A 13987-nucleotide genomic window follows, 5' to 3' on the forward strand; every position below is an offset into this window, starting at 1 on the left:
TCATCTGAGATCAGGAGACACCGTATGTCCGATATTCTTCAAAACGATCCGCGCTGGGATGCCAGCCGTGTTATTCACGCACCGCATGGTGCAGAGAAGGTTTGTAAAACCTGGGTGGCTGAGGCGGCTTATCGCATGATACAAAATAACCTGGACCCGGCCGTTGCTGAAAACCCTAAGCATCTGGTGGTGTATGGCGGCATCGGTCGCGCTGCGCGTAACTGGGAATGCTATGACCAGATTCTGGCTTCGCTCAAAGCGCTGGAAGCCAATGAAACCCTGTTGATACAGTCAGGCAAACCGGTCGGTGTATTTCAGACCCATGAAGATGCGCCACGCGTACTGATCGCGAATTCCAATCTGGTACCGAAATGGGCCAACTGGGAACACTTCAATGAACTCGACCGCAAAGGTCTGTTTATGTATGGCCAGATGACCGCAGGCAGCTGGATTTACATTGGCACTCAGGGCATCGTGCAGGGAACGTATGAAACCTTCGCCGAAGCCGGACGTCAGCATTACAACGGCGACTGGGGCGGGCGCTGGATACTGACCGCTGGCCTCGGCGGCATGGGTGGCGCTCAGCCATTAGCGGCCAGCTTCGCCGGAGCAGTTTCGCTGAATATCGAATGCCAGCAAAGTAGTATCGACTTCCGTCTGCGTACCCGTTATGTCGATAAACAAGCGAAGGACCTGGACGATGCGCTGGCATTGATACAGCATCACTGCGAACGTAAAGAAGCGGTTTCTATCGCCTTGCTCGGCAATGCTGCTGAAATTCTGCCTGAACTGGTTAAGCGCGCTAAAGCGGGCGGCATGAAGCCGGATCTGGTGACTGACCAGACTTCGGCCCATGATCTGATCAATGGTTACCTGCCGATAGGCTGGAGCGTGGAGCAGTGGAAAACTGCTCAGCACGATTCATCGCAACACGCGAAGCTGACTGCAGATGCGGCTCAGGCTTGTGCGGTGCATGTACAGGCTATGCTGGATTTCCATGCGATGGGCATCCCTACTGTTGACTATGGCAATAATATCCGTCAGGTTGCATTCGATACCGGCGTAAAAAATGCCTTCGATTTCCCCGGCTTTGTACCGGCCTATATCCGTCCGCTGTTCTGCGACGGCAAAGGCCCATTCCGCTGGGTGGCTTTGTCGGGTGATCCGGAAGATATCCGTAAAACCGACGCCAAAATCAAGGAATTATTCCCACACAATAAAGGCGTGCATAAATGGCTGGACATGGCGGGTGAACGTATCGCGTTTCAGGGCCTGCCGGCACGTATCTGCTGGCTAGGTCTGGGCGAACGTCATATCGCCGGGCTGGCCTTTAATGAAATGGTCAAAAACGGCGAGCTCAAAGCGCCGGTCGTGATCGGTCGTGATCATCTCGATACCGGTTCGGTCGCCAGCCCGAATCGCGAAACCGAAGGGATGCGGGATGGCACCGATGCCGTCTCTGACTGGCCTTTGTTGAATGCCTTACTGAATACCGCCGGTGGCGCCAGCTGGGTTTCTTTGCATCATGGTGGCGGCGTAGGCATGGGTTATTCGCAGCATTCCGGTATGGTGATTGTGGCTGACGGGTCGGATGCCGCCGCGAAACGTCTGGCGCGCGTACTGGTCAACGATTGCGGTTCCGGTGTGATGCGTCATGCCGATGCGGGTTACGAAGAAGCCGTAGCCTGTGCTAAGCGCGAAGGTCTGAACTTACCGATGCTTAAATAAGCAGATCGTCTGAATTGACAAGAAAATGCCCTCGTATTACGGGCTTCCTGGCGCAAAAATGCCTGAAGAGGCGCACAGGCATTGAGACAATCCATTGCGACATCCTATTAAGAAAGCAAAAAAGAAATGAGCAAGCATCTTGAGATATATCCTGGCGAATTCACCTTGTCGGATTTGCGTCGCATCTGGATCAGTCCGACGCCGCTAAAGCTGGTTGCGTCTGCGTATCCGGCGATACACGCATCGTCAGAAATGATACAAAAAATCGTTGCCAAAGGTGATGCCGCATACGGCATCAATACCGGCTTTGGCAAACTCGCGAAAACCCGGATACCAGACGATCAGCTTGAACTTTTACAACGCAATCTGATTTTGTCGCACTCGGTGGGTTCGGGCGAATTGATTGCCGATGAGGTCGTGCGCTTGATCCTGGCAATGAAAATCGCCAGCCTGGCACGCGGTGTCTCTGGCATCCGCGCAGTGGTGATCGATACCATGATCGCCATGCTCAACGCTGGCATTATGCCGACCATCCCCGTCAAAGGCTCGGTCGGTGCTTCGGGTGATCTGGCACCGTTATCGCACATGACGCTGGCGCTGCTGGGCGAAGGCGATGTGCGCGTCAACGGCAGACTGCTACCGGCTAAACAGGCGCTGGCGGATGCCGGCATCACGCCGGTGGTGCTGGCCGCAAAAGAAGGACTGGCGCTGATTAACGGTACGCAGGTATCAACGGCGCTCGCCCTGCATGGCTTATTCATGGCGGAACGTTTGCTGGAAGCTGCGACCATTACCGGCGCTTTGTCGGTCGATGCGGCCAAAGGCAGCGATGCACCGTTTGATCCTCGCATACACAGCAGTCGTGGTCAGCCGGGGCAGATGGCAACGGCAGAAATTTATCGTAAGCTTCTGGTCGGTAGCGAAATCCGTCAATCCCATCTGGTCAACGATGAGCGCGTACAAGACCCATATTGCCTGCGCTGTCAGCCTCAGGTCATGGGTGCCTGCCTCGATATCATCAATAACGCAGCGCGCACTTTGCTGATCGAAGCGAATGCCGTGACCGATAATCCGCTGGTATTTGTCGACACCGGCGAAGTCATCTCCGGTGGAAATTTTCATGCTGAGCCGGTTGCATTTGCAGCCGATACGCTGGCGCTCGCCATTGCTGAAATCGGTGCTATTTCCGAACGTCGGATTGCCTTGCTGATCGATGCCTCCTTATCTGGTTTGCCACCATTTCTGGTGCCATCATCAGGTCTGAATTCTGGTTTCATGATCGCGCATGTGACAGCAGCTGCGCTGGCTTCCGAAAACAAATCGCACGCGCATCCGTCCAGCGTCGATTCGATTCCGACCTCGGCTAATCAGGAAGATCACGTCAGTATGGCGACCTATGGCGCACGTCGCCTGCATGAAATGGCACAAAATACAGCGACCATTGTCGGGATTGAATTGCTGGCGGCGGCGCAAGGCGTGGATTTCCACGCGCCACTGAAGACCTCGTCTTTGCTGGCTCAGGTGCATCAGACCTTGCGGGATCAAGTTGCGTTCTATGACAAGGACCGTTTTTTCGCACCCGACATTGAGGCCGCTAAAGAACTGGTGGTCTCTGGCCGCATCAGCGCTGAATGCCAGCATTTGTATCAGCATTTGTATCAGCATTTATATCTGGCATGACGTATGTTGATGCAGCGTTGGTCGGAGAGCGATTACCAGACGATGCCCTGGAAAAATGGCGGCGGCAGCACGACGGAGCTGGCGATTTTTCCGGCTGGTGCCGATCTGGATAATTTCATCTGGCGTCTGAGTGCGGCGCAGGTAGCGGTTGATGGGCCGTTTTCCAGCTTCCCCGGCATAGACAGAACGCTAGCCGTGTTGTCTGGCGCAGCTTTGATTTTGCATACGAAGGCTGAGCAGGGAACTACACCATCGGGTGCGGTGCATCTGACGCAAAACAGCGCACCGTATTGCTTTACAGGCGAGCTCGAGGTAGCGGCTGAATTGGCAGAGAGCAGCGTGTCGGATCTGAACATGATGACGCGCCGCGATGTTTGTACTCATACGATGCGTAAGCTATTAAGCGGCCATTATCATATTGATGCGCAGGGTGCCCGGCAAATCTTGCTGTACTGCGTTGCTGGCAATGCCCGCCTGACAACGCCAGAAACAGCGGAGGAAGTATTTTGCAGCGGCGATCTTATGCTGTTGAACGAAACCCATCCTGCATCAGGCATAGCACTGGAGCTGACTGCCGATGAGGGCGCCATCCTGTTTCTGATCACGCTTGAATTTCTCGATAAAGGGGCGGACTGATGTCGCACTGGGACAGTTTGTGGATCAACATCCACCTCGCGACCATGACAAATGGCTATGGCGAGATCAATGATGCAGCGCTTGCTGTTCGTGACGGCAAGATCGTCTGGCTGGGTGAGCGCAATACCTTGCCTGCAAATTATTCGGTCACAACTCAGCATGATGGCGCTGGCTGCTGGGTCACGCCGGGGCTGACCGATTGCCATACGCATCTGGTATACGCCGGTAACCGCAGCGATGAGTTTGAAGCGCGCCTGAATGGCGTCTGTTATGAAACCATTGCAAGGCAGGGGGGCGGCATTCTCTCCACCGTCAGGGCGACCAGAGCTGCGACCGAAGATGAATTATTGCAAGCGACCCTGCCACGTCTGCGCGCATTGCTCAGTGAAGGTGTGACCACGCTGGAGATCAAGTCCGGCTATGGTCTGGATTTACCTAGTGAAGCGCGGCTGCTGCGTGTCGCGCGGCGCATAGGACGTGAGTTTCCGGTTCGCGTCAAGACCACTTTTCTGGGAGCGCACGCCTTACCACCGGAATATGCCGGTCGGCCAGACGATTACATCACGCTGGTGTGCGAGCAAATGTTACCGGCGCTGGTGGCTGAAGGTTTGGTGGATGCTGCTGATGTGTTTTGTGAAAAAATCGGTTTCTCTCCGGCGCAGACTGAGCGGGTATTTATGGCTGCGCAAGCACTCGGTTTGCCGGTGAAACTCCATGCAGAGCAATTATGCGATCAGGGTGGGGCGGCCTTAACTGCGCGTTATCAGGGGCTTTCGGCGGATCATCTGGAATATCTGTCGGACGCAGGGATCGCTGCGATGGCCGCCAGCGGTACGGTCGCCGTGTTGCTGCCCGGTGCTTTTTACTTTTTACGTGAAACGCAATTGCCTCCGGTGCAGGCGTTACGTGCTGCCGGTGTGAAGATCGCCGTGGCGACCGATTGCAACCCCGGCACATCGCCCATGACTTCGCTGTTACTGGCCATGAATATGGGCTGTACCCTGTTTCGTTTGACACCGCTGGAAGCCCTGCAGGGCGTCACCTGTCATGCGGCACAGGCATTGGGTATGGCAGACGTCAGCGGAACATTAGAAGTCGGAAAAATAGCCGATTTTATTTTGTGGCAGATACAGCGACCGGCTGATCTGGCCTATCACATCGGCGCCAATCCGCTGCGGGGCAGAGTTTTCGGCGGTCGCACGGTCGGAATCTGAGAGACTCACCAGCGAGATAGTTGATGGTCAAAGTAAGATGTGTCCTGGCAGGGGAGTACGTCAGGCATCCGGTGCGCAGTCCGCGACTGACCGATACCCATCGTTAGTTCCTGATAACAAAGTCTGCCGCGCTTATGCAGAATCTGTTTCAGATCCGCGTCAATATTCACTGATTCTGAACACACGCTGGTAATCTTTTGACACATTATTTAACCCGCGCAGCCCGGGTTTTGTCCGCTCAGGCGCAGAGCGGGAAGTATAATGCTGGAAAAATAATATTCAATTCAAAAATGAGGCTCTGCAGAGGCTTATTGCTTCATTTTTACCTACGCTCAGAGGTTCACAGTGCCATTACCGCTTATTTCTTTTCCGTCCCGTTTTCAGCGCTGGCGCCCAGGGCACAGGCTTGCCGGGGCAGTGGTATTTGTCGCGCTGTTGGTGTTACTCAGCTATCTATTTCTTCCGGTTCTTGTAAAGCGTATCGCGATAGAGCAGGTACAGCAACAGACCGGCCGTAAGCTGGACATCGGGACGATCAGTTTTTCTCCGTTTTCGCTGGCGCTGACGGCGACCGATATCCGTCTTTACGAAGCCGATCAGAAAACGCCTGCCGTATCAGCGCAGGAACTCAGGGTCAATTTATCCATCACATCTTTATTTCACCGAGCACTGGTGCTTGACGAGCTTTTCCTGACCGCGCCGGATGTGCATCTGGTGCGTTACAGCGCGGCTCAGCCTAGCCGCTATAACGTCAGCGATGTGCTCGATAAAATTGCAGCCTCACCGAAAAGTGATGCGCCGCTGCGTTTTTCTGTTGCGAATATACAGATCAGCAAAGGCACTATCGTCTTTGATGACCAGGTCTTCGGTAAGCAATTTAAACTGACATACTTGCAGGTAGGCTTACCTTTCATTTCCAATTTCCCGAAACAGGCTGACAGTTTTGTCGAACCCAGGTTATCAGCGCATTTCAACGGTGCGGATTTTTCTTTGCAGGCGCGCGCCAAGCCATTTTCTGCAACCCATGAAAGCACGCTGGCGATCGATTTCGATCAATTAGATCTGGCACAGCTGACGCCTTATGTCCCGGTTGCCCTGCCGGTGCAGGTTGAGAGCGCCAGGCTGAGCAGCAAGCTTAATCTGACCTTCAGTCAGAAAAAGCAGACAGAAATTTTTCTGTCTGGCGATGTGCGTTTACACGATGTATTCCTGAAAGATAAACAAAGCCAGCCTTTGCTGAAGCTGGAGGGGTTGCAGGCGCGGATACGTCAGATGAATCTGATGACGGCAGCGACAGAATTGCAACAATTGATTCTGAGTGCACCACAGGTATGGCTGGATTTTGATGCGCAGCATGGCCTGAACTGGGCGAATCTGCAAGCCGCGCCCGTTGGTAAATCAGGGGTGGCAACGACTGCTGTAGCCGGAAAAACGTCCACAACCACACCAGTGGTGACGGCGGCAACAGCGACAGCAAACCCGGCACCGTTGCCACTCGTGCAGGTGCAGGATCTGCAGGTGACGAATGGACAGATACACTTTTCTGACGCCGTGCATGCCAGACCAGAACAAAAACTGGAATTGCAAAACATCAGCTTGAATGCGCAGCAGTTATCGACCGCAAAAGACGTCAAGCCAGCGCAACTGAAACTGAGCCTGGAAACAAAAGCCGATGAAAAAATCGGGTTTGACGGGCAATTGCAGATTTTTTCCTCTACGCTGAATGGCAAGCTTGAGATCAGCGATGTGGCGCTCGCCAATTATCAGGCTTTTCTGAACCCGTTTTTGAAGGCGAACGTCAGTGGCAAACTGGATGCGGAATCCGGCGTTAGCCTGAAGGCCGGCGAATTTCAGCTCAGTGATTTGTCACTCAGACTGCGTGATCTCCTGCTAAAGGGGAAAGCCAGTGACGGTAGCATTGCGCTCAAATCTTTTGCGCTGAATAAATCATTACTTAACTCCGCAAACCGCACGATACAGATGGGAACCGTCGAATTTGATGGTTTGCGGGCCGATATCCGGCGCGATAAATCGGCGGCGATGCTGATGCAGAGCTGGTTGCCTGAGTCAGCTTCCTCTGCGAGCAAAGGCAACGTCGTCAGAACTGCCAACGCTGAATTGCCACCTGCTAAAAGCACAGCAGCTGCGCCGTGGAAAATCAGCCTGAATCAATTTGATCTGAAAAACAGTGAAATCGATTTTCTTGATCAGTCGGTTACTCCGGAAGTGAAATTAAACCTGAACAGCATCAACCTGAATCTGGCGCAACTGAGCAGTGATTTCTCTAAAGACGTCAGTTTCCGTCTGCAATCGAAGCTGAACCGGCGTGCGAAGCTGAATCTGGACGGCAACAGTTCCGCTGGCATGAAAAAAGTGAATGTGAATCTGGATACCGAGAGTTTGCCGATTGCGCGACTATCTTCGTATTTTTCACAATTTCTGAATGTGCAGATCGTAAAAGGTGGTGGCACGGCTAAGGGGAAGCTGGTGCTGACAAATGTACTGGAAGCTGACCGTCAGATTGATTACGACGGCATGCTGAGTCTGAATAATTTTCAGATATTTGAAAATGGAACAGACGAGGATTTTCTTGACTGGAAAGCGATTTCAGCCGAAGGCATGCATGCAAAAATCGGAAAATCCCAGCAACTGATTGATGTCAAAAAACTGAGCCTGAATGATTTTTTTGCACGCCTGGTCTTGTCGGACAAGGCACGCCTGAATTTGCAGAATATTCTGGTCAGTAAAGCTGCGAAAGATACACCTGTTAATGCAGCAGCAACACCGAAAGAAATAACTGCGAAGAGCAGCGCCGTTCTTGCCGGTAAAAATACCGTCACCCAGAAATTGCCTGTGACGGGAACTCCGTCATCGGTCATTATGCGTATAGGGCAAACCGTGATTACCGGCGGTAATGTCAATTTCACGGACAATTTCATACAGCCGAATTACCATGCGAATCTGACTGGCATCAGCGGCAGCATAGGGACGATTTCATCCGACAACCCACAAGTGGCAACGGTGGAGCTGAATGGCAAAGTGGATGATGACGCACCTTTGCTGATCTCAGGCAGCATGAATCCCTTATCGACACCGGTATTTCTGGATATTAAAGGCAGCGCGAATGGTATCGAGTTGACCAAGCTGACGCCATATGCCGCAAAATATGCCGGTTACGCGATAGAAAAAGGCAAGTTATCGGCGCAGGCCAGTTATAAGATAGAAAATCAGCAACTGACTGCAGAAAATGAGCTCAGGCTGGATCAACTGACGTTTGGTGAAAGGGTGGATAGTCCGAGTGCGACCAAATTGCCGGTCATGCTGGCGGTGGCTCTGTTGCGTGACAATCAGGGCCGGATCACGATCAATTTGCCGATCTCAGGCTCTTTATCTGATCCGCAGTTTTCTGTCGGCAGCATTATTTTTAAAGTGTTTGTGAACATCATTACCAAGGCGGTGACTTCTCCGTTTGCTTTGCTTGGTTCGATATTTGGCGGTGGCGGTGAAGAGCTGGCGTATCTCGAATTCAATCCCGGCAGTGCAGCCTTGACGCCGGCAGCCACTGAAAAACTCGATCATCTGGCAAAAGCACTGAAGGAGCGTGCCAGCCTGCGTCTAGATATCACCGGTCGTGTCGAAGTCAAAAGTGATACGGAAGGTGTAAAACGTGAAATGCTGGAAAGCCGCCTGCGTGAGGCCAAATGGCGCGAACTGGGGCGGAAAAACCGCGGTATCAAATCAGAATCACTGACGCTGACCGCAGACGAACGACATAAGTTTCTGCAAGCTTTATATGATGCGGCCAAATTCACCAAGCCACGGAATATGCTGGGATTAGCAAAAACACTGCCGGATGCAGAAGCGGAGCAATTGTTATTGCAAAATCTGACAGTCGATACCGATGATTTGCGGGAACTGGCACAAAGACGTGCTGATGCCGTGCGCGATTATCTCGAAGACGTGGCACAGGTCGGGCGTGAGCGTATGTTCCTGATTGCACCCAAACTCAATGCGGATGGCATCAAAGATAAAGGTGCTCCTAATCGCGTTGATTTTTCATTGAAGTAAGCGGATCTGAACTGAGTAATCTGAGTATTAATTTTGCTGAAGGAGTGGGTATGACATCTGCAAACCTGGTCAACATTTTGTATGTTGAGGATGACCCCGATATACAGACGGTGGCGCAGATTGCCCTTGAGGTTGTTGGTGGCTTTGTGCTGAAGACTTGCAGTTCCGGCAGTCAGGCATTGTCTGAGGTGAATGCAGGGTTTGTACCGGATTTGCTTTTGCTCGATGTGATGATGCCGAATATGGACGGGCCAACGACATTGGCTGAGTTACGTCGGTTACCGGCGACGGCGACGACACCAGTTGTTTTTATGACGGCCAAAGTGCAGACCTATGAATTGGAACTATATTATTCCTTAGGTGCCATTGGTGTGATTGCGAAACCGTTTGATCCTATGGAATTGTCCGCGCAGGTTGCCAAGCTCTGGCAGGAAAGAAAGTAAATGTCCGAAAAAATGGATAGTCTGCAAGAAAAATTGCGTAAATTAGAAGAAGTTTTTTTGCAGAAATTACCCTCCCGGTTTGATGAAATCACGGGAGCATTAGGTCAGTATGTACACAATCCCCATGACAAAGAGTCGCTGGCTGCCTTGCATCGTCATTTGCATACGATGGCAGGTTCCGCCGGTACTTTTGGTTTTGAAGAACTGGGTGTGCAGGCCCGCGTGTTCGAATCCCGTCTGAAACCTTTATTAACTGGCGCAGAGTGGAGTCAGACTGAACTCGACGATTATGCCCGCGATGTCCGCGACTATTTTGCTGCCGCTCTGAATAACCTGAATAAAGAAAATACACTGAGTGACGCCTTGGCTCCTGGTTTGACCGAACCAGCTTCGCCGGAGAACCAGTCGCGGCTGATTTGTCTGGTCAATCAGGACTGCCGGCAAAATCAGGAAATCACGACACAATTAGAGCATTTCGGTTACGAAACCGTCTGCATCGCACAACCGAAAGATCTGGTGTTGGCAGTGGCGCGCCGGCGCCCGGATGCGATCGTGATTGATATGGGGTCTGCTGAAGATGGCACCGGTGGGGTGGAAGAAATAAAAAAAGTCGCACAGTTGCAACGTCTGCGTATTCCGACGATTTTCATTTCGAAATCCAGCAGCTTTGAATCACGCTTACTGGCCGTGCATGCCGGAGGCGACGGCTATTTTACGAAGCCGGTTGATGTGGTCGAGCTGACTGAAAGAATCGACACGATCCTGCAGCGGGATGAAACTAACGGTTACCGGGTACTGATCGTCGATGATGATGTGGTGACGGCGAACTATTACGGCGCGATTTTGCGTAATGCCGGCATGATCGTGCAGTTGCTCAATGAGCCGACCCGGATGTTATCTGTCATGACAGATTTCCGTCCTGAGCTATTGCTGCTGGATGTCTACATGCCGCTGTGCAGCGGGATAGAGTTGTCGCAACTGATCCGTCAGGATAATTCGTATGTGGATGTGCCTATCGTCTTTTTATCCAGCGAAGCCGATCCGCAGAAGCAGTTGGAAGCCGTGCGTGCTGGTGCGGATGATTTCATTACCAAACCGGTTGCGCCGGATTACCTGATTTCCTCGCTGTCCACCCGAGCCGAGCGCTATCGTTCCCTGCGTGCGCTGATTATGCGCGATGGCCTGACCGGCTTATATAACCATACTGCGATCAAGGAGCACCTTGCAGCCGAGATTTTGCAGGCGCATCGTAATGCGACGCCGCTGGCACTGGCGATGATTGATATCGACTATTTCAAGCAAGTCAACGATATGCACGGGCATGCTGCCGGCGACCACGTACTGCGGACACTGGCACGTTTGCTGCGTCAGCGTCTGCGCCGCACTGATATTGTCGGACGTTACGGTGGGGAAGAGTTTGCTGTTATTTTTCCGCATACCGATGCGAGTACCGCACGCCGTGTACTGGATCAGGTCCGTGTTGCTTTTGCGAAAATTCTTCAGCATTCAGAAAGCAAGGAATTTTCTTCGACGTTTTCTGCCGGTATCGCCGACCTGGAGTTATGTGGCGATGTCGATACCTTGTTTGATGCCGCCGACGCAGCGATGTATGTCTCCAAACAAAGCGGACGCAATTGCATCACGATCGCCTGAGACCTGCATAGCGGAGGTGGTGTTACTGGTAAGCGAACACTCAAAATGACCGCTCAATAAAAAAAGCCTGAAGCATCTTCAGGCTTTTTTTTGCTGCGATTGACGAACGCTGCTCAACTCAATTTCTGCAGGCTGCTGGCCTTGATTTTTGCTTCCAGTGGCTTGCCTTTGCGGGCACGTTTGTTGATGTGAATCGTCAGTGCATTGGCGCTCAGATTCACCTCCTGCGCTTTGCCGCCGCGTCCGGTACCGCTTACACGGACACCTTTCTGGCTGATTACCTGTGCCGCAAGCAGGGCTTCTTTGTCTTCGAGTTCCATCAGAATTACGCCGCGTCCGCCGCTCGACAATTGTTTGATTTCATTCAGACCGAAGACCAGCAAACGGCCGTTGCCGGATAAACAGGCAATCGCACTTGCATCTTCGGCGATCACTGACGGCGGCAGTGGCAGATCGTTCTCTTCCAGCGTCATAAACGCTTTACCTGCCTTCATACGACCAACCATGTCGCCCACTTTGGCAGTGAAACCGTAGCCGGCATCCGATGCCAGCAATAAACTTATGTCGCTGTTGCCGGCGAAGTAATGCAGAATTTTTGTGCCGGCTGCGAGATCGATCAGGGTGGTAATCGGCACGCCATCGCCACGCGCGCCGGGCAGGGCGGAGACTGGGACAGAATAGACTCTGCCGTTCGAGCCGAACACCAGTAAATGATCAACCGTACGACATTCAAATGTGCCATACAGACTGTCACCCGCCTTGAACGTGAACTGGCTGGCTTCATGTCCGTGCCCTGTGCGGGCGCGTACCCAGCCTTTTTCTGAAATGACGACCGTGACCGGCTCATCGACGACTTTCTGCTCTACAGAGGCACGAACCGCTTCTTCTATCAGCGTGCGGCGGGCGTCGCCGTATTGTTTTGCATCAGCGTCGATTTCTTTAATCAGCGCTTTTTTCATTGAGGCCGGATTATCCAGTAAATCATGTAAAGCGGCTTTTTCTTTACGCAATTCCGCGAGCTCTTGCTGAATTTTAATGGCTTCCAGCCGTGCTAACTGACGCAGGCGGATTTCAAGGATATCTTCCGCCTGCCGGTCGGATAAGCGGAAAGCTTGTATCAGTGCAGGTTTCGGCTCATCTGACTCACGGATGATGCGGATCACTTCATCGATATTGAGTAAAACTGCTTCACGACCTTCGAGTATATGAATACGATCATCGACTTTTTTCAGGCGGAATTGGGTGCGACGTGTGACGGTCGTGAAACGGAACGCGATCCATTCGCTGAGAATATCGAGCAGCCCTTTCTGGCGTGGGCGACCATCGCCACCGATCATCACCAGATTGATCGATGCCGACGTTTCCAGCGATGTATGCGCGAGCAACATCTGCATGAATTCGGCCTGATCCTGATTTTTCGATTTTGGTTCCAGCACCAGACGCACAGGCGCATCTTTGCCTGATTCGTCGCGTACGGTATCGAGCACCGACAGGATCACTTGTTTTAACGCGATCTGTTCTGGCGAGAGCGTTTTTTTGCCGGTTTTGATTTTCGGATTGGTCAGCTCTTCAATTTCTTCCAGCACTTTCTGTGACGAGACGCCGGGCGGTAATTCGGTGACGACAGCTTGCCACTGACCACGCGCCATATCTTCTATCTTCCAGCGTGCCCGCACTTTCATGCTGCCGCGACCACTCGCATACATCTCGGCAATCGCCGATGCCGGTGTAATGATTTGTCCGCCGCCGGGGAAATCCGGGCCGGGGATATATTCCATCAGCTCCGCGTGTTTCATTGCCGGATTGCGGATCAGCGCGACGGCCGCCTTCGCCACTTCGCCCAGATTATGCGAAGGAATTTCGGTGGCCAGACCGACCGCAATACCGGATGCACCATTCAGCAACACCATAGGCAAACGTGCAGGCAGCAGTTTCGGCTCTTCGGTAGTGCCGTCATAATTTGGCTGAAAATCAACGGTGCCCTGATCGATTTCGTCCATCAGCAATTTGGCAATCGGCGTCAGGCGTGCTTCGGTGTAACGCATCGCTGCGGCACCATCGCCATCGCGCGAGCCGAAGTTACCTTGTCCATCGATCAGCGGATAACGCAACGAAAAATCCTGTGCCATCCGTACCAGCGCGTCATACACAGACTGATCGCCATGCGGATGCAGCTTACCGAGCACATCACCGACCACTGCCGCCGATTTACGAGGTTTGGCCGACGAATTCAGACCGAGTTCGTTCATCGCAAACAGGATGCGGCGCTGCACCGGTTTCTGACCATCGCAGACGTCCGGCAAGGCGCGTCCTTTGACGACGGAAATTGCATAATCAAGGTAAGCACGTTCGGCGAAACTCGCCAGCGTCAGTGCTTCGCCATCACCTGGCGGCGGTGTCTGTTCAAATAAATTCGCTTGTTCGCTCATAGTTTTTTATTCTTTGTGGCATCCGGCAAAGCGCCGTTCTGTTTGCCTTCATCTGTAATTTTCGGGGAGTATGTCTGAAAATACACCTTATGTCCGCATATTCATTGGGGTGTTTATATATACTGGGGGGAGTATT

8 protein-coding genes are annotated in these 13987 nt (G+C 52.6%); 7 read left to right on the forward strand and 1 reads right to left on the reverse strand.

Annotated elements, in window-relative coordinates; translation table 11 throughout:
* Positions 1-24: 24 nt before the first annotated feature.
* The 7 genes from hutU (at position 25) to ACOTSW_RS11630 (ending at position 11422) form a co-directional block, all read left to right on the forward strand.
* Complete coding sequence (hutU, locus tag ACOTSW_RS11600; protein ID WP_423679247.1) at positions 25-1728, forward strand: urocanate hydratase; 1704 nt, start codon at positions 25-27, stop codon at positions 1726-1728.
* 126 nt (positions 1729-1854) lie between these two features.
* The gene (gene hutH / locus ACOTSW_RS11605; RefSeq protein ID WP_423679248.1) at positions 1855-3408 is read left to right on the forward strand and encodes a histidine ammonia-lyase; all 1554 of its coding nucleotides are present in this window, start codon (positions 1855-1857) and stop codon (positions 3406-3408) included.
* A 3-nt stretch (positions 3409-3411) separates the two neighbouring features.
* Positions 3412-4044: a HutD family protein gene (locus tag ACOTSW_RS11610; protein WP_423679249.1), complete on the forward strand. Its 633-nt coding sequence runs from the start codon at positions 3412-3414 to the stop codon at positions 4042-4044.
* Positions 4044-5258, forward strand: coding sequence for an imidazolonepropionase (gene hutI / locus ACOTSW_RS11615; RefSeq protein WP_423679250.1), 1215 nt, complete (start codon positions 4044-4046; stop codon positions 5256-5258). Before ACOTSW_RS11610 ends, hutI begins: the two co-directional genes overlap by 1 nt.
* A gap of 345 nt (positions 5259-5603) precedes the next feature.
* The gene (locus ACOTSW_RS11620) at positions 5604-9326 is read left to right on the forward strand and encodes a DUF748 domain-containing protein (protein ID WP_423679251.1); all 3723 of its coding nucleotides are present in this window, start codon (positions 5604-5606) and stop codon (positions 9324-9326) included.
* Between the two features lie 50 nt (positions 9327-9376).
* Complete coding sequence (locus tag ACOTSW_RS11625) at positions 9377-9769, forward strand: response regulator (RefSeq protein WP_423679252.1); 393 nt, start codon at positions 9377-9379, stop codon at positions 9767-9769.
* Positions 9770-11422: a diguanylate cyclase gene (locus ACOTSW_RS11630; protein WP_423679253.1), complete on the forward strand. Its 1653-nt coding sequence runs from the start codon at positions 9770-9772 to the stop codon at positions 11420-11422.
* Positions 11423-11535: 113 nt separating this feature from the next.
* Here ACOTSW_RS11630 and parC read toward each other — a convergent pair whose 3' ends face one another.
* Positions 11536-13851, reverse strand: a complete 2316-nt coding sequence (parC, locus tag ACOTSW_RS11635) for a DNA topoisomerase IV subunit A (protein WP_423679254.1) — start codon at positions 13849-13851, stop codon at positions 11536-11538.
* Positions 13852-13987: the final 136 nt, after the last annotated feature.

The organism is Undibacterium sp. WLHG33, assembly GCF_049544815.1.
Lineage (GTDB): Bacteria > Pseudomonadota > Gammaproteobacteria > Burkholderiales > Burkholderiaceae_D > Undibacterium.

Coding starts and splice junctions, on each gene's coding strand:
- hutU (WP_423679247.1), top strand. CDS start 25: ATGTCCGATATTCTTCAAAACGATCCGCGCTGGGATGCCAGCCGTGTT.
- hutH (WP_423679248.1), top strand. CDS start 1,855: ATGAGCAAGCATCTTGAGATATATCCTGGCGAATTCACCTTGTCGGAT.
- ACOTSW_RS11610 (WP_423679249.1), top strand. CDS start 3,412: ATGTTGATGCAGCGTTGGTCGGAGAGCGATTACCAGACGATGCCCTGG.
- hutI (WP_423679250.1), top strand. CDS start 4,044: ATGTCGCACTGGGACAGTTTGTGGATCAACATCCACCTCGCGACCATG.
- ACOTSW_RS11625 (WP_423679252.1), top strand. CDS start 9,377: ATGACATCTGCAAACCTGGTCAACATTTTGTATGTTGAGGATGACCCC.
- ACOTSW_RS11630 (WP_423679253.1), top strand. CDS start 9,770: ATGTCCGAAAAAATGGATAGTCTGCAAGAAAAATTGCGTAAATTAGAA.
- parC (WP_423679254.1), bottom strand. CDS start 13,851: ATGAGCGAACAAGCGAATTTATTTGAACAGACACCGCCGCCAGGTGAT.